Source organism: Advenella sp. FME57, from assembly GCF_014897675.1.
In the GTDB taxonomy this organism is placed as follows: Bacteria; Pseudomonadota; Gammaproteobacteria; order Burkholderiales; family Burkholderiaceae_B; genus Advenella.
This window is the reverse complement of the sequence record NZ_JABUXU010000019.1, coordinates 24878-40331: the sequence shown is the minus strand read 5'-3', so window position 1 is coordinate 40331 and position 15454 is coordinate 24878. Positions and strand designations below refer to the sequence as shown.

19 protein-coding genes and 1 tRNA gene are annotated in these 15454 nt (G+C 55.9%); 2 read left to right on the top strand and 18 right to left on the bottom strand.

The window, feature by feature from the left end; all coding sequences use genetic code 11:
* Positions 1-17 precede the first annotated feature (17 nt).
* From INT32_RS18640 to petA, 6 genes are all read right to left on the bottom strand, one after another.
* A tRNA-Thr gene (locus INT32_RS18640) sits at positions 18-93 on the bottom strand.
* Positions 94-278: 185 nt separating this feature from the next.
* Positions 279-704, bottom strand: a complete 426-nt coding sequence (locus INT32_RS18635) for a ClpXP protease specificity-enhancing factor (RefSeq protein WP_193090209.1) — start codon at positions 702-704, stop codon at positions 279-281.
* A gap of 45 nt (positions 705-749) precedes the next feature.
* Positions 750-1361: a glutathione S-transferase N-terminal domain-containing protein gene (locus INT32_RS18630; RefSeq protein ID WP_014749335.1), complete on the bottom strand. Its 612-nt coding sequence runs from the start codon at positions 1359-1361 to the stop codon at positions 750-752.
* A gap of 140 nt (positions 1362-1501) precedes the next feature.
* Positions 1502-2353 (bottom strand): cytochrome c1, encoded by an 852-nt coding sequence (locus INT32_RS18625; RefSeq protein ID WP_193090208.1) that lies wholly within the window; start codon positions 2351-2353, stop codon positions 1502-1504.
* 22 nt (positions 2354-2375) lie between these two features.
* Complete coding sequence (locus INT32_RS18620) at positions 2376-3761, bottom strand: cytochrome bc complex cytochrome b subunit (RefSeq protein WP_193090207.1); 1386 nt, start codon at positions 3759-3761, stop codon at positions 2376-2378.
* 51 nt (positions 3762-3812) lie between these two features.
* Positions 3813-4457, bottom strand: a complete 645-nt coding sequence (gene petA, locus INT32_RS18615; RefSeq protein ID WP_193090206.1) for a ubiquinol-cytochrome c reductase iron-sulfur subunit — start codon at positions 4455-4457, stop codon at positions 3813-3815.
* 120 nt (positions 4458-4577) lie between these two features.
* On the opposite strand from petA, the gene mscL reads away from it, so the two are divergent.
* Complete coding sequence (mscL, locus tag INT32_RS18610; protein WP_193090205.1) at positions 4578-5033, top strand: large conductance mechanosensitive channel protein MscL; 456 nt, start codon at positions 4578-4580, stop codon at positions 5031-5033.
* Positions 5034-5259: 226 nt separating this feature from the next.
* Here the strand turns inward: mscL and INT32_RS18605 are convergent, their stop codons facing one another.
* Positions 5260-6045, bottom strand: coding sequence for a Nif3-like dinuclear metal center hexameric protein (locus INT32_RS18605; RefSeq protein ID WP_370540257.1), 786 nt, complete (start codon positions 6043-6045; stop codon positions 5260-5262).
* A gap of 11 nt (positions 6046-6056) precedes the next feature.
* Between INT32_RS18605 and INT32_RS18600 the strand changes: the two genes are divergently transcribed.
* Positions 6057-7208, top strand: coding sequence for a S1C family serine protease (locus tag INT32_RS18600; RefSeq protein WP_193090204.1), 1152 nt, complete (start codon positions 6057-6059; stop codon positions 7206-7208).
* 588 nt (positions 7209-7796) lie between these two features.
* Here the strand turns inward: INT32_RS18600 and tatC are convergent.
* The 11 genes from tatC to hisG form a co-directional block, all read right to left on the bottom strand.
* Positions 7797-8588 (bottom strand): twin-arginine translocase subunit TatC, encoded by a 792-nt coding sequence (tatC, locus tag INT32_RS18595; protein ID WP_193090203.1) that lies wholly within the window; start codon positions 8586-8588, stop codon positions 7797-7799.
* On the bottom strand, positions 8588-9316 hold the full coding sequence (gene tatB / locus INT32_RS18590; protein WP_193090202.1) for a Sec-independent protein translocase protein TatB: 729 nt from the start codon (positions 9314-9316) through the stop codon (positions 8588-8590). The genes tatC and tatB overlap by 1 nt, the downstream gene beginning before the upstream one ends.
* 67 nt (positions 9317-9383) lie before the next feature.
* Positions 9384-9659, bottom strand: a complete 276-nt coding sequence (gene tatA, locus INT32_RS18585) for a Sec-independent protein translocase subunit TatA (protein ID WP_193090201.1) — start codon at positions 9657-9659, stop codon at positions 9384-9386.
* Positions 9660-9749: 90 nt separating this feature from the next.
* Positions 9750-10136 carry a phosphoribosyl-ATP diphosphatase gene (locus tag INT32_RS18580; protein WP_193090200.1) on the bottom strand — a complete coding sequence of 129 codons (387 nt, stop codon included), beginning with the start codon at positions 10134-10136 and terminating at the stop codon, positions 9750-9752.
* Complete coding sequence (gene hisI, locus INT32_RS18575; RefSeq protein WP_193090199.1) at positions 10133-10525, bottom strand: phosphoribosyl-AMP cyclohydrolase; 393 nt, start codon at positions 10523-10525, stop codon at positions 10133-10135. The genes INT32_RS18580 and hisI overlap by 4 nt, the downstream gene beginning before the upstream one ends.
* Positions 10522-11325 (bottom strand): imidazole glycerol phosphate synthase subunit HisF, encoded by an 804-nt coding sequence (gene hisF / locus INT32_RS18570; RefSeq protein ID WP_193090198.1) that lies wholly within the window; start codon positions 11323-11325, stop codon positions 10522-10524. The genes hisI and hisF overlap by 4 nt, the downstream gene beginning before the upstream one ends.
* The gene (hisA, locus tag INT32_RS18565; RefSeq protein WP_193090197.1) at positions 11322-12074 is read right to left on the bottom strand and encodes a 1-(5-phosphoribosyl)-5-[(5-phosphoribosylamino)methylideneamino]imidazole-4-carboxamide isomerase; all 753 of its coding nucleotides are present in this window, start codon (positions 12072-12074) and stop codon (positions 11322-11324) included. The genes hisF and hisA overlap by 4 nt, the downstream gene beginning before the upstream one ends.
* 90 nt (positions 12075-12164) lie before the next feature.
* Positions 12165-12848, bottom strand: coding sequence for an imidazole glycerol phosphate synthase subunit HisH (hisH, locus tag INT32_RS18560; RefSeq protein WP_193090196.1), 684 nt, complete (start codon positions 12846-12848; stop codon positions 12165-12167).
* A gap of 16 nt (positions 12849-12864) precedes the next feature.
* Positions 12865-13452: an imidazoleglycerol-phosphate dehydratase HisB gene (gene hisB, locus INT32_RS18555; RefSeq protein WP_193090195.1), complete on the bottom strand. Its 588-nt coding sequence runs from the start codon at positions 13450-13452 to the stop codon at positions 12865-12867.
* A 9-nt stretch (positions 13453-13461) separates the two neighbouring features.
* Entirely contained in the window at positions 13462-14772 is a 1311-nt protein-coding gene (hisD, locus tag INT32_RS18550) for a histidinol dehydrogenase (protein ID WP_193090194.1), read from the bottom strand.
* 9 nt (positions 14773-14781) lie between these two features.
* Positions 14782-15450, bottom strand: a complete 669-nt coding sequence (gene hisG, locus INT32_RS18545; RefSeq protein ID WP_193090193.1) for an ATP phosphoribosyltransferase — start codon at positions 15448-15450, stop codon at positions 14782-14784.
* Positions 15451-15454: the final 4 nt, after the last annotated feature.

Sequence of the window (15454 nt, the reverse complement as noted above, 5' to 3'; positions counted from 1 at the left end):
CGGGGCGTTTGAAATTCTGGTGCCGGTTAAAGGAGTTGAACCCTCGACCTTCTGATTACAAATCAGCTGCTCTACCAACTGAGCTAAACCGGCGAAAGAAAGATTATATGTGAAGCTGGCGGGAAAAGTCCAGTTTTACGACATACAGGGTCAAAAAAGTCACATTCATGTCTTGTTTTAGCTGCAAAAACGCCATCCGGACCGTTGCCTGCACAGTTTGCACGGGCCTGGCCATGGCATGGCGCCAGCACTGGCCACTGCCGACCAGGGCGACCTGATTACTTGACTACCTTAAGCCAGGGCGCCTTTTCTTTCGGTGTGGGCGACGGTGGAGGATCGTCGTCTGGCGATGACGGATCATGCGCATCGGAACCCATGTCGGTCAAATCGTACTCTTCGACCTCGAACTGCATCCCTTCCTGTGTCTCGCGTGCATAAATCGCTTCGACGCGCGCCACGGGGACGGAAATTTGCCGCGAAGACCCGCCAAATCTTGCCTGAAACTCGATCCAGTCATTGCCCATGATCAGGCGATTGGTTGCCATGGCGCCCACATTCAAAGTAATGCGTTCATCACGGATAAACTCCCTGGGTACCTGGCAGGCCGCATCGACATGGACCACCAGATGAGGGGTGTAGCCGGCATCGGTACACCACTCATGCCAGGCACGCAACAGATATGGTTTGGTAGATGGTTTTTCCATTCACTTTCCTTTTGTCTGCGGCTGTGTTAACTGTCCCGGAATGGATCAGCGACGCATTACCTTTTCTGACGGCGTCAAGGCCTCGATATATGCCGGGCGCGAGAAAATCCGCTCAGCGTATTTCTGGATCGGCGCTGCATTTTTGGGCAACTCGATACCGTAATGGTCCAGACGCCACAGCAGCGGCGCCATGGTCACATCCAGCATGGAGAACTCTTCACCCAGCATGTAGCGATTTTTGATCAGCAATGGCGCTAACTGAGACAGACGGTCGCGGATCATGCGGCGGGCATTTTCCAGCTTCTTCTCGTCGGAACGGGCAGAACGATCTTCCAGCACCCCAACGTGAACAAACAGCTCTTTTTCAAAATTATGCAGGAACAAGCGGGTACGCGCGCGCATGACCGGGTCAGCAGGCATCAGTTGAGGATGCGGAAAACGCTCGTCAATGTACTCATTGATAATATTGGATTCGTACAGAATCAGGTCGCGCTCTACCAGGATGGGCACGCGACCGTAGGGGTTCATGACCGAGATATCCTCGGGCTTGTTGAACAGGTCAATATCACGAACCTCAAAGTCCATGCCTTTTTCGTACAGGACGAAACGGCAGCGTTGAGAAAATGGACACGTGGTTCCAGAATATAGCACCATCATGGTGTGCAGTCTCCCGCAAAAAATAAAAAAAAGAAAAGGTCAGTGCCATCATACAACAAGCACTGACCCGAATCACAGTGGTTCTGACATCGGCAACAAAGGGAGGGTTTTGCACTCCCCCCGACTGCCACCGACAACGCTTACTTAACGTGTTTCCAGTAAGACGCGTTCAGCCTCCAGACAACGATAAAGAACAGTCCGAGGAACAACAGCACCCATACGCCCACCTTCTTGCGCAGCAGTTGTTCCGGCTCGGACATCCAGCCCAGAAATGCGGTCAGGTCAGCAACGTCGTTATCAAACTGCGCCTGTTTGGATGGATCCAGATACTTCAGTGTCGAGTGTGACGATGCACTGCCATGATACTCAGGCAGGGGCTCGTCGCTCACGACAGACTTGAAGCCTTCGGAGTCCACTTTCGTGATGATCTTGCGCCATTCCTGCTTGCCGTCTTTTTCCACAGGATGGATGTCGACAGTTTCCAGTTCGCGCGGCCCTTGCAGGTTCCACATGGCATGCGGCATACCTACGTTCGGGAACAGCAGGTTGTTCCAGCCCAAAGGACGGGACGCATCGCGGTAGAACGTACGCAGGTAGGTGTAGATGTAGTCAGTACCGTCCTGGCCCATATTGGCAGCCTTGGCGCGCGCCATGACCGACAGGTCAGGCGGAGCTGCACCAAACCAGGCTTTGGCGTCAGCCGGGCTCATGGCAACGTGCATGAGTTCACCGACCTTATCGCCGGTAAACAGCAAGTTTTCCTTGATCTGCTCTTCGGTCAGGCCAAGTTCCGTGAGCTTGTTGTAGCGCATGGCATTGGCACTGTGACAATTCAGACAGTAGTTGACGAAAAGCTTCGCGCCATTTTGCAAAGAAGGCAGATGATTGACACGGTTGGGGGCACGATCCCACTCCATGCCGCCTTCGGCGGCCAGGACAGGAGTGGCAAAAGTGACGACCAATAACAATGCGCCTATTAACTTTTTAAACATGTTCATTCCTGTATTTTTCAACTTAGTGGGGATGGAAGGTCACACGATCAGGGACTTTCTTGAACGTGCCCAGCCGGCTCCAGATTGGCATGAACAGGAAGAAAACCAGGTAAATCAGTGTACCCACTTGAGAAATAATATTCAGGACAGGACCTGGCGCCTTCGTACCAATGATGCCCAGGATCACGAAGTTGATCAGGAATACCGCATACACCAGCTTGTGCCAGCCTGGACGGTAGCGGATTGATTTGACCGGGGAATGATCAAGCCAAGGCATGAAACCCAGGATGACCACGGTGCCACCCATAATAACCACACCCCAGAATTTCGCATCGTAGACACGCAGGGCAACCGCAACCAGCACCAGAATAACCGGGAAAATGATTTTCCAGACACCCTTGAGATTTTTGCTAAACAGCAGGCCTACGGCAAAGATCAGCGCCAGGGCAACCAGCACCCAGGTAAATTCATCTGTTGTTGCACGCAGCATGGAGTAGAACGGCGTGAAATACCAGACAGGCGCAATATGCGGCGGTGTCTTGAATGCATCGGCCGGCAGGAAGTTATTGGCTTCCAGGAAGTAACCACCCATGGTTGGCGCAAAGAACATGATTGCGGCAAAAACAATGAGAAAACCGACAACGCCCATCAAATCGTGTACGGAATAGTACGGATGAAAGGGAATGCCGTCCAGCGGACGACCGCTGGCATCTTTCTTCTCTTTGATTTCAATGCCGTCCGGGTTGTTCGAGCCAACTTCATGCAGGGCGATAAGGTGGGCAGCGACCAGACCAATGAGCACCAGCGGAATGGCAATCACGTGGAAAGCAAAGAAGCGGTTGAGTGTGGCATCGGATACGACGAAGTCGCCACGAATCCAGATGGACAGGTCAGGACCGACATAAGGAATGGCGGAGAACAGATTCACAATCACCTGGGCGCCCCAGAATGACATTTGACCCCATGGCAGCAGATAACCGAAGAAGGCTTCCGCCATCAGACAGAGGAAAATGGCCACGCCGAAGATCCAGACCAGTTCGCGCGGTTTACGATAGGAGCCGTAGAACAGGCCACGCAACATGTGCAGATACACGACCACAAAGAACATGGAAGCGCCGGTAGAGTGCATATAGCGGATGATCCAGCCATACGGCACTTCGCGCATGATGTATTCCACCGATGTGAACGCCAGGGCGGCATCGGGTTTGTAGTGCATGACCATGAAAATACCGGTCACGATCTGGATAACCAGAACCAGCAGAGCCAGTGATCCGAAAAAATACCAGAAATTGAAGTTTTTGGGTGCGTAATACTCGGACAGATGGGCTTTCCACAGACTTGTCAGTGGGAAACGCCGATCAACCCAACCCAACAATCCTGTCGTTTCGACAACTTTTTCGCCAGCCATTTTACAGGGCTCCTTTTCTAACTAGGCAAGAGATCAGACGGATCATTGGGATCAGCCTTCCGCTTTTTCTAAACCGACCATAATGGTGTTATCGTCGATAAAGTAATAAGGGGGAATGAGAAGATTGTCAGGCGCGGGCTGATTTTTGAAAACCCGGCCGGCCAGATCAAAATGGGAACCATGGCAAGGGCAAAGAAAGCCGCCTTCCCAGTCGGCACCCATACCCTCGGAACCGCCGATGGCGAAACGGGGTGAAGGAGAACAGCCCAGGTGTGTGCAGATACCAACGCAAATAAACCATTCCGGCTTGCGTGAACGGCCTTCGTTCTTGGCAAAATCGGGGGTGTAGTCAGGACGCTCGGACTTTGGATCGGCAAGGTGCGAATCGTTTTTGGTCAGCCCGTCAATCATGGCCTGCGTACGGCGGATGACCCACACCGGCTTGCCCTGCCATTCGGCGGTGATCATGCCGCCTGGGGCAATGCCGCCCAACGCGATTTCCACTGGCGCACCAGCTGCTTTGGCCCGATCGGACGGGTTCATTGATGCTACAAAGGGAACGGCCGTTGCCACTCCTGCCACACCACCGACCGCACAGGCTGTACCCAGCCAGAAGCGTCTTTGCGGATCAGAGGGAAGCACCGCTGGCGTAGCGGGCCCCTGATTATCATACTGCTGTATAGAATCCTGACTCATTATCCATCCTTGTTGATACACTCAAGGTACTAAAATTTACTATATTTTATGTGTACATAATTTGGCAACCGTTTATTATATACCGGTGCCCGTGCCGGGCGTGGGAAAAAGGACATAATCATGAGTAAAGGTTTTATAAACGAGTTCAAAGAGTTTGCAGTCAAAGGCAACATGATTGATCTGGCGGTTGGTGTGATTATCGGCGCCGCTTTCGGAAAGATCATTGACTCTTTAGTGAAAGACGTCATCATGCCCTTGATCAATTTCATCCTCGGTGGGTCTGTTGATTTTGCCAATAAATTCATTGTCTTATCCGAGCCTGCTGGCTATGCTGGAGCACGCACCTACGAAGCCATGAGCAAAGCCGGCGCCATCCTGCTGGGCTATGGCAATTTTCTCACAATCTTCCTTAATTTCATCTTATTGGCACTGGTTGTCTTCTGCCTGGTCAAAGCCGTTGCCAAAGCGCGCGCCACCTTTGAACGAGAAAAAGAGGCCGAAGCTGCCGCCGATCCGGCCGATGTCGCCCTGCTCAAAGAGATCCGCGATCTGCTGCGTCAGAAACCTACGGTCTGACCTGCTACGCTCATTGTCACCGCAGGCCTCGGGTCCTGAGGCCTGACCCTAACGGCAAGACCTGCAGTAAAAAAACAACATCTGTGATCAATCGCAGATGTTGTTTTTTTATCCGGCAGCATTTCATTCGGATTGCCATGGCAGGCAAATGGACAAGCTGCACGGCGGCATCTGTCACTGTGACCACGGAGAATATGCGTGTCCCAGCCATCACTGACGCGCTGCGCTACACGGGGTTGGGCAGATCCACGAACTCTACATCCAGGCCGAAGCGCGCTGCTACAGCCTGCCCCAGCGCCTGAACACCATAGCGCTCGGTCGCATGATGGCCGGCGCCAATGTAGGCCACGCCCGATTCCATCGCCTGATGATAGACCTGTTCCGACGCCTCTCCGGTCAGATAGACATCCACCCCGCGCGCAATCGCCTCTTCGAACATGCCCTGGGCGCCACCGGTGCACCAGGCAATACGCTGCAACGGCTGCTCACTGTTGCCTATAAGCAACGGATGCCGCTCCAGGGCCGATTCAATTTGCGCGCCCAGATCGCCCAGCGTACGCAGACCGGGCGGCAATGTGCCCGACCAGATCAAACCGCCTCTGCCAAATACGACCGGCTGTCCGCTGCCGTCCTCGGCCCGATCGGGAATAAGGCCCAGAATCCTTGCCAATTGCGCATTGTTGCCCCATTCCGGGTGCGCATCCAGCGGCAAATGGTAGCCAATGATGTTCAAGCCATGCCTTATCGCCAATTGCATGCGATGATATTTACTGCCGACCACACAGGGATTCTCGCCTTTCCAGAACCATCCGTGATGAACAAGAACGGCATCGGCGCCTTTGTCTGCAGCAATTTGCAACAGTCTCGCCGAGGCAGTAACGCCCGTAATCACCTTTTTTATTTCGGCCTTACCCTGCACCTGCAGCCCGTTTGGTGCATAATCTTGAAAGAGGGCTGGTTGTAGTTGCTGGTCCAGCCAGCCCAGCAAATCCTGCACGAAAATTTTATTCACGACGTTTTCCTATGTATCGTTTTTGGTTACTGTTATCTCAGGCGATCACCGTCTGCCTGGCGTTGGTATTCACCATTACAACATTGCGCCCGGGCTGGCTGACGCCTGGCGCCAGCGACAGTCCACGCGTTCCGCCCGCCACGGTGCTTACATCAGCCGACGAGAGCCTGAGCTTTACCTCGGCCGTTGCCGCTGCCACGCCTTCCGTTGTGAATATCTATACCACAAAGAACATCGAATCGCCTTTCAAAAACTTGCCGGATGTTCCTGCGCTCAAACCCTTTATCAAGGATAACAAGGATCTGAACACGATGGGGCCCACCAATCTGGGTTCTGGTGTTATCGCCTCGGACAAGGGCTATATTCTGACCAACTATCACGTGATCGAAGCGGCCGATTCCATTGAGGTGGGCCTGGCAGACGGGCGCAAGGCCCCGGCCAAACTGATCGGCACCGACCCCGATACGGATCTGGCTGTGCTCAAGGCCGATCTTCCCGACCTGCCGGTCATCCACTACAACGCCGGCAATACGCCACGGATCGGCGATGTGGTCCTGGCAATCGGCAACCCGTTCGGTGTGGGCCAGACAACCACCATGGGTATTGTATCGGCGCTGGGTCGTACCGGCCTGGGAATCAATACCTATGAAAATTTCATTCAAACCGATGCCGCCATCAATCCGGGCAACTCCGGCGGAGCACTGATCAATACACGCGGCGATCTGATCGGCATAAACACGGCCATCTATACCGAATCGGCTGCCGGTGGCTCGCTGGGCATCGGCTTTGCCACGCCGGCCGATACCGCCATGCGCATCATGTACGAAATCATCAAGACCGGCAGCGTTTCGCGCGGCTGGCTTGGCATAGAGCCACAGGACATCACCACCGATCTGGCCAGGGCGTTCAATCTGAAAAACACCAATGGGGTGATTATTGCCACACTGGCCCCGAATGGTCCGGCCGGACAGGCTGGCCTGCTGGTTGGCGACATCCTGCTGGCGGCCAATGGCGAAGACATTCCCGGCACCGATCATTTGCTGAACAAAATCGCCGAATTTGCGCCCCAATCCAAAGTCACCTTCACCGTTTTGCGCGGCGGCAAAAAGCACGACTTCATCGTAACGCTGGGTAAACGGCCGCAGGTAAGCACCACCAACTGATCGCGACCGATACGGCAGACAGGCGGTCCGGCCGTATCCTTCTGCCGCACACTTCCTGTCACGTCACCTTCATCCTGCCGGCCGCATCAAAACAATACCAACGCGCGAATCGCAGCCGCTGGCCATCATCCATGAGCTCCACCGTGCTCGCTTGCCGCACCCGTGACACCACTGCGTCTGCCGCGCACCAACGCAGCAATGAGGATCGCATTGCACGCAGAAAATTCAATAGTCTGAAATGGATGACAGCGGGATGACTGAATGCTAGGGATGATACGCACAACGGGTGAACAGCTGCCCGGACAAAGCCGTAGCGTGGAAACGACAGAGACCGCAGGAGGGAAAGCGAAAGTAAGAAAGAAGAATAAGAGAAAGTAGAAACGACCAAGAGAGGCGCGACAGCATCAACAGGAGCGATCTGCGCCACGCCGTTATCTCGCCAGAAAACTGCAATACCCCGCTGTAATACGACGGCTGCCGCAGGTCCTCTGCCTGCACCGCCGCTGCGCACGGCCGGCACCGCCTATGCGGCTTCGACCACGACCGGTGTACCGCTAGGGGCCATCGCGCCCGTACAGGCAGATCGCCCTACTCTTCAGATTCTGATTCCTGCTGATCCAGTTTGCTGATTTTGACAAAGCGCGCGGCAAACAGCCCCAGCTCAAACAACAGGCACAAGGGAACCGCCAGCAGAAATTGCGACATGATATCGGGCGGCGTCACCACCGCCGCCACCACAAAGGCCCCGACAACGACATAGCCGCGCATTGCCTTGAGCTTGTCCACTGAAATCATGCCGGTACTGACCAGCACGACAACGACAATAGGCACTTCAAACGTGACGCCAAAAGCCAGGAACATGGTCATCACAAAGCCAAGATACGCCTCGATATCAGGCGCGAAATTGATAGACTCGGGCGAGACCATGGCGATGAAATGAAAGACGGTATGGAAAACAATGTAGTAGCAGAATGCCATCCCGAAAAAGAACAGCATCGTGCTGGAGACAACCAGCGGCATGGCCAACTGTTTCTCATGGCGATACAGGCCCGGCGCGATAAAAGCCCAGGCCTGGTGCAGCACGTAAGGCAGGGCAATCATGAACGCAAGCAGCAGCGTTACTTTAAGCGGAACCAGAAACGGCGTGATCACGCCGGTGGCGATCATCCGGTTGCCGGCCGGCAACGACGCAATCATGGGCTGGGCAATGAAATCGTAGACCGCGCCCGTACCAGGATAGATACACAGAATGGCAAAGAGTCCGATCACGGCCAGTAGCGCCCTGATCAAGCGCGTACGCAATTCGATCAGATGGGAAAAAAAGCTGTCTTCAGGCAGACTTTCCTGCGCGTTGTCGGGAGGAAGAATTGGATTGGCCATCAGGAATGCTTATCGGAACGGGTAACGGCAGAAGCAGGTGCATCGGCTTCTGTGGATTTGACATCGGGCCGATCAGCCGCGGCAGGCAAGGGTGAAGCAGTCTTCTGCGCAGCCTGGGGGGCAGACTTGTCAACAGACGAGGGGCCGACAGCTGCGGTCGCTGTTTTGCCTGCGGCCGTCGCATCGGCGCCAACAGCAGGCTCGACAGGAGGCTCTGCCAGCGGCGCCATCAGGTCTGCAACCCCTGCTGTAGTCGATTGCGGACCGGCCACCGTGGACGCGGCGGCTGGCGCAACCCTTTTCGATGAATCGGCGTCGGCCCCGGTGGCATCAGCCTGTGTATCAGCCGCAAGATTGCCTGCGGCTGTGGTGTCTGATTCGCTTTGTTGTGTTGCCGTGGTGTTCGGACTAACGCTATCGCGTAGCGAATTGCCTGTACGCTCCAGGTCATCCCGCAGGGCATTGACCGGGTTGCGCAAGGCGCTGGCAGTATCTTCGACCGACGATTTGACGTCGCTGACCGCAGACTGCATTTCTTCTTTGATTTTAGCAATTTCCTGGATATCCACTTCCCGCTGAATATCGCTTTTGACATCGCTCACGTAGCGCTGCGCACGACCCACCAGATGGCCCAACGTACGGGCGACCGTAGGCAGGCGTTCGGGGCCGATCACAATGAGCCCCACAACACCGATAACGAACAGCTCTCCGAAACTTAAACCAAACATACTTGCTACTTTTCAAGAAGATCGGCGGGGTATGCCGCAGCTGATGCCGACCGTCGGCACGACGTATTTACTCAGACTTGTCGCGAGCCTGCACGTCGATCGCATCCGGGTTGGAGCGCGCAGCCGTGTCGGGCCGTGCAGGATCCTGCGTGTCGGCTACCTTGCGATTGAGCCCATCGTCTTTGGACGAATCGGCTTCTTCGTTGGCATCCTTGACGCCTTTTTTGAATCCCTTGACTGCACCGCCCAGATCTTCGCCTACGTTGCGCAGCTTTTTGGTACCGAAAATGAGGGCGACAATGACCAGTACGATCAACCAGTGCCAGATACTTAGACTGCCCATGTTTTACTCCTGAAATCAGATTGCGTGAATACGCATACTATACCAATTAATTGGCGAATCAATAGGGAAATATCATGACCGTAATCGCAGTTATGCACTGCGGTCCGGCGCGCTATCGGCGCCTTCATGACTACGCGCTGCCTTTTCCTCAAGCCCGGACAGGCCTTCGCGGCGTGCCAGCTCGGCCAGTACATCTTCAGGTCGAAGCCCATAATGGGTTAGCGCGACCAGACAGTGAAACCACAAATCAGCCGTTTCAGACACAATCCGCTCGGGTACGCCGTCTTTGGCGGCCATCACCAGTTCGGTTGCTTCCTCTCCGATTTTCTTGAGAAAAGCGTCGGGCCCACGCGCCAGCAATTTGGCGGTATATGACGATTGTGAATCACCGCCGGCCTGTGGCCTGCGCGTTTCCAACACATCGGCCAAACGAACCAGAATATCGGCAGTGGGTGCCGGAAGGGTATCTTGCGTCATTTGTACATACTCTGCGGATCCTTGAGCACCGCATCGGTTATCTGCCATTGCCGTGCATCCGCACTGCCGGTGAGTTCGCGAAAAAAACAACTCTCGCGGCCTGTATGGCAGGCCACGCCGCCCTGCTGCTCAACGGTAAGCAGTATGACGTCTCCATCGCAATCGAGACGCAGCGAACACACCCGCTGGGTATTGCCCGACTCTTCGCCCTTGCGCCAGAGCCGCTTGCGCGACCGCGACCAATAGACGGCTCTGCCGGTTTCCGCGGTTTCCTGAAGCGCCTCGCGAGTCATCCAGGCAACCATCAGAATCCGGCCACTTTGCCAGTCCTGCGCGATAGCAGGCACCAGGCCGTCCGCGTCGAATACTACGTCATCTATCCAGTTCATTGAGTGTTCCTGACCTGTATCCCGTGTTCGGCCATATACGCCTTGGCCTGCGCGATACTGTAATCGCCGTAATGGAATATGCTGGCGGCCAGCACCGCGCTGGCGCGGCCTTCGTTAACACCGTCGCAAAGATGTTGCAAATTGCCAACCCCGCCGGAGGCGATGACCGGCACCGCCACAGCATCGGAAATGGTTCGGGTCAGCTGCAGGTCAAACCCCGCTTGCGTGCCGTCCTGATCCATGCTGGTAATCAATAATTCACCGGCACCATAGCGGGCCATGCGTACGGCCCAGGCAACAGCGTCGATGCCCGTGGGCTTGCGCCCGCCATGGGTAAACACTTCCCAGCGCGGCGGCTCACCTGGCGCCGAGACCCGGCGCGCATCCACAGCCACCACAATGCACTGTGAACCGTAATAATCGGCGCAGGCACGCACCAACTCGGGTTCATTCACAGCCGCACTATTAATAGATACCTTGTCGGCGCCGGCATTGAGCAGGCGTTGCACGTCGGGCAGCGCCCGCACTCCACCACCGACCGTGAGCGGAATAAACACTTCCGATGCCACCTGCTCTATCATGGACAAGGTTAGATCCTTGCCATCACTGGTAGCCGTAATGTCCAGGAAAGTGAGTTCGTCGGCCCCCTGTTCATTGTAGCGCCTTGCGATTTCCACCGGGTCACCGGCATCACGCAACTGGACAAAATTCACGCCCTTGACGACGCGCCCGGCCGTTACATCAAGGCACGGTATGACGCGGGTGGTCAGGGTGTGCGCGGCAGCCGTAGAATGTGTCACTCCTGCTCGTCCCCGTTCAGCTCGTCAGCCATTTCCTGTGCCGCTTGAAAATCCAGCGTGCCTTCGTAGATGCTGCGGCCCAGAATAACGCCTTCGACACCGTCCTGTTCGACCTCGCACAAAGCTTCGATATCTGTCAGGTCCGTGACGCCGCCCGAGGCAATGACCGGAATCCTGACATGCTGGGCCAGACGCACCGTGGCTTCGATATTGACCCCACTCAACATGCCGTCGCGGCCGATATCGGTGTAGATAATGGACTCAACGCCGTAGTCTTCGAACTTGCGGCCAAGATCGAGCACATCGTGCTTGGTCAGTTTGCTCCACCCATCGGTCGCAACCTTGCCATCCCTGGCATCGAGCCCCACAATGATGTTGCCCGGAAAAGCGCTGCAGGCATCCTGCAGAAAGCCAGGATCCTTCACCGCCGCCGTCCCGATAATGACATATTCGATGCCGAAATCCAGATACCGTTCAATGGTATCCAGATCGCGGATGCCACCGCCAATCTGCACCGGGATGTCGTCTCCGACGGCCCGCACGATGGCCCTGATCACATCTTCGTTTTTGGGCTTGCCAGCGACGGCCCCGTTCAGGTCGACCAGATGCAGGCGTCTTGCGCCCTGGTCATACCATTGTTCCGCGACGGTAACCGGGTCTTCGGAAAAAATGGTGGCATCCTGCAAGTCCCCCTGGCGCAGGCGGACACAACGTCCGTCCTTCAAATCAATGGCTGGTATGAGCAGCATAACAATCAGATTATCAAAATAAGAATAAAATTAAAATTATGAACGCATGATGCGGTTTCACAATTCACCCAACTGCCATGACCTTCATGGTCAGATATCCCAGTTTACAAAATTCCGATAAAGACGCAAGCCTAATTGCGCGCTTTTCTCGGGATGAAACTGTACTGCAAAGATATTGTCCCGCGCCACAGCGCAGGTAAAATGGTGTCCGTATACGGTTTCTCCCACCGAAATGGCGGTTTCTGCCGGATCGACATAATAACTGTGGACGAAATAAAAATAGCTATCATCCGGAATGCCTTCCCACAATGCATGCGGTTTTGCCTGCTTTACCCGGCTCCAGCCCATGTGCGGCACTTTGAGCAGGCGTGCCTCGTGCTGCACCAGCGCGGCAGACGTATCAGACTGTTCCTGCAAATTCACGGCAAATTGCGGTCCGGCAAACTTGCGCACAGTGCCGGGAAAAATACCCAAACATGGTACATCGCCTTCTTCACTGTGCTGCATCAGCATCTGCTCACCAACACAGACGCCCAGCAGGGGCTTGCTATCGGCGGCGCGTTGCACTGCCTCCATCAGCCCGGAACGCTGCAAGTTGCGCATGCAATCGGGCATGGCCCCCTGCCCAGGAAAAACAATCCGGTCTGCCTTCTCAAGCGCCGCCACGTCGGAGGCCAGATAGACATCCGCTTCGCTTGCCGCATGACGCAAGGCGCGCTCTACTGAATGCAGGTTTCCCATGCCATAGTCGACAATGGCAATTTTGCTGCTCATGAACGCATTCCCGCCATTACAGCACGCCCTTGGTCGACGGAATCATGCCTTCGCTGCGCGCATCGGGGGTCAGCGCCATGCGCAGCGCCCGTCCGAATGCCTTGAAAACGGTTTCGGCCTGATGATGCGAATTGGTGCCGCGCAAATTGTCGATATGCATTGTGACCAGCGCATGATTGACAAAGCCCTGGAAAAATTCACGCATCAGATCGACGTCAAAGCGCCCGACGTGCGAGCGAGTAAACGGAATATGATATTCAAGGCCGGGGCGGCCGGAAAAATCAATGACCACGCGCGATAAGGCTTCATCCAGCGGCACATAGGAATGGCCGTAGCGGGTTATTCCCTTTTTGTCGCCCACCGCCCTGGCCACGGCCTGGCCCAGTGTAATGCCGACATCTTCCACAGTGTGGTGATCGTCGATATGCACATCGCCTTCACATTTGATGTCAAGGTCAATGAGGCCATGGCGCGCAATCTGGTCGATCATGTGATCAAGAAAAGGCACGCCGGTATTAATGGACTGTTTGCCTGTGCCATCCAGGTTCAGTGAAACCGCGATACGGGTTTCATTGGTATTTCGGGTAATGTCAGCGGTTCGCATAACTTATCGTCAGGTAGTAGTGTTCAGGCGGTAACGCGCACTCTGCGCGTGCGCAGCAAGGCCTTCGCCATCGGCCAGTTCGGCGGCAATCGCCCCTAGTGTAATCGCTCCTGCCTCGGACACCTGGATAATACTGCTGCGTTTCTGAAAATCATAGACGCCCAGCGGCGAGGAAAAGCGGGCGGTACGTGCAGTGGGCAGCACATGGTTGGGTCCGGCGCAATAGTCGCCCAGCGCTTCGGACGAAAACCGTCCCAGAAAAATCGCACCGGCATGGCGGATTTTCTCGGCAAGCGCAGGCGCATTTGCGGTGGAAATTTCCAGATGCTCGGGTGCAATTTCATTTGCAATAGACACTGCTTCGTCAAGATTCTGCACCAGAATCAATGCGCCGCGGTCAGACAGGCTTTTGGCAAGAATCTGGGCACGCGGCATGGTCGGCAACAGGCGCACGATCGCTTCCTGCACTTTTTCCAGGAAATCGGCATCGGGGCACAGCAAAATAGCCTGGGCCAATTCGTCATGTTCGGCCTGGGAAAACAGATCCATGGCGATCCAGTCTGCCGGCGTGGTGCCGTCACAGATAATCAGGATCTCGCTGGGGCCGGCAACCATATCAATGCCTACGGTACCGAAAACCCGGCGCTTGGCCGCAGCCACATAGGCATTGCCAGGACCGACAATCTTATCCACGGCGGCAATACTATCGGTGCCGTACGCTAGCGCCCCCACCGCCTGGGCGCCACCGATGGCAACCACGCGATCAACCCCGGCCACGGCGGCGGCAGCCAGCACCAGCGGGTTGCGCACGCCATCGGGCGTTGGCGTGACCATAATGATTTCGCCCACCCCAGCTACCTTGGCCGGAATCGCGTTCATCAGCACCGAAGAGGGATAAGCCGCCTTGCCTCCCGGGACGTAAAGACCGACGCGATCCATGGGCGTGATTTTCTGGCCCAGCACCGTACCGTCCTCTTCCTGGTACTGCCAGGATTCGGCTTTCTGCCGGTCATGATACATGCGCACGCGTTGCGCCGCCTGCTCCAGCGCCTTGCGACGTGCCGGCTCCAGCGCGTCCAGCGCAGCCTGGCACTCTGAGGGCGAAATGTCCAGATCTGCCATCTCGTTAACCGGCAAACGGTCGAATTTGGCCGTGTATTGCAGAACGGCAGCGTCGCCGCGCTGCCGGACGTCCTGCAAAATGCCGGCAACGGCCTGTTCGATATGGGCGTCTTCGCTGGCCTCAAAAGCCAGCAGCCGGCGCAGCTTACCCGCGAACCCATCGGCACGGGAGTCCAGTCGATTAATTACAGGTTTCATAGCTTCAGATCATCCCTGCGAGGGCGTTGCGTGTTCAAAGGCATCCAGAATGGGCTGCAAGACCGCGGCACGGGTTTTGAGCGCGGCCTGGTTGACGATCAGCCGGGAAGACACGGGCATGACATCTTCGACGGCGACCAGGCCATTGGCGCGCAGGGTGCCTCCGGTAGAGACAACGTCGACAATGGCGTCGGCCAGCCCGACCAGCGGCGCCAGCTCCATGGAGCCGTACAGCTTAATAATATCAACATACACGCCCTTGCGGGCAAAATGCTCTCGCGCCACGTTAACGTACTTGGTGGCCACGCGCAGGCGCGCGCCCTGGCGCACCGCTGCTTCATAGTCAAACCCATCGCGCACGGCAACGGCCAGACGACAGCGTGCGATATTCAGGTCAATAGGCTGATACAGCCCGCCCGGATGTTCTTTGCTGTATTCGTACAGCACGTCTTTGCCGGCGATGCCGAAGTCTGCCGCACCATATTGCACATAAGTGGGCACATCAGAGGCGCGCACAATCAAAATCCGCAGATCATCGCGACTGGTAGGCAGTATCAGCTTGCGTGACTGGTCGGGATGCTCAGTCACGACGATGCCTGCCTGCTCCAGCAGCGGCAGCGTTTCTTCGAAGATACGCCCTTTTGACAGGGCCATGGTCAGTTGGGGATTCTGTGTCATGAGT

Coding starts and splice junctions, on each gene's coding strand:
- hisI (WP_193090199.1), bottom strand. CDS start 10,525: ATGAACTGGATAGATGACGTAGTATTCGACGCGGACGGCCTGGTGCCT.
- tatA (WP_193090201.1), bottom strand. CDS start 9,659: ATGGGCAGTCTAAGTATCTGGCACTGGTTGATCGTACTGGTCATTGTC.
- hisB (WP_193090195.1), bottom strand. CDS start 13,452: ATGCGAACCGCTGACATTACCCGAAATACCAATGAAACCCGTATCGCG.
- hisA (WP_193090197.1), bottom strand. CDS start 12,074: ATGCTGCTCATACCAGCCATTGATTTGAAGGACGGACGTTGTGTCCGC.
- mscL (WP_193090205.1), top strand. CDS start 4,578: ATGAGTAAAGGTTTTATAAACGAGTTCAAAGAGTTTGCAGTCAAAGGC.
- tatC (WP_193090203.1), bottom strand. CDS start 8,588: ATGGCCAATCCAATTCTTCCTCCCGACAACGCGCAGGAAAGTCTGCCT.
- INT32_RS18600 (WP_193090204.1), top strand. CDS start 6,057: ATGTATCGTTTTTGGTTACTGTTATCTCAGGCGATCACCGTCTGCCTG.
- tatB (WP_193090202.1), bottom strand. CDS start 9,316: ATGTTTGGTTTAAGTTTCGGAGAGCTGTTCGTTATCGGTGTTGTGGGG.
- INT32_RS18620 (WP_193090207.1), bottom strand. CDS start 3,761: ATGGCTGGCGAAAAAGTTGTCGAAACGACAGGATTGTTGGGTTGGGTT.
- INT32_RS18580 (WP_193090200.1), bottom strand. CDS start 10,136: ATGACGCAAGATACCCTTCCGGCACCCACTGCCGATATTCTGGTTCGT.
- hisG (WP_193090193.1), bottom strand. CDS start 15,450: ATGACACAGAATCCCCAACTGACCATGGCCCTGTCAAAAGGGCGTATC.
- INT32_RS18635 (WP_193090209.1), bottom strand. CDS start 704: ATGGAAAAACCATCTACCAAACCATATCTGTTGCGTGCCTGGCATGAG.
- INT32_RS18630 (WP_014749335.1), bottom strand. CDS start 1,361: ATGATGGTGCTATATTCTGGAACCACGTGTCCATTTTCTCAACGCTGC.
- INT32_RS18625 (WP_193090208.1), bottom strand. CDS start 2,353: ATGTTTAAAAAGTTAATAGGCGCATTGTTATTGGTCGTCACTTTTGCC.
- hisH (WP_193090196.1), bottom strand. CDS start 12,848: ATGAGCAGCAAAATTGCCATTGTCGACTATGGCATGGGAAACCTGCAT.
- petA (WP_193090206.1), bottom strand. CDS start 4,457: ATGAGTCAGGATTCTATACAGCAGTATGATAATCAGGGGCCCGCTACG.
- hisD (WP_193090194.1), bottom strand. CDS start 14,772: ATGAAACCTGTAATTAATCGACTGGACTCCCGTGCCGATGGGTTCGCG.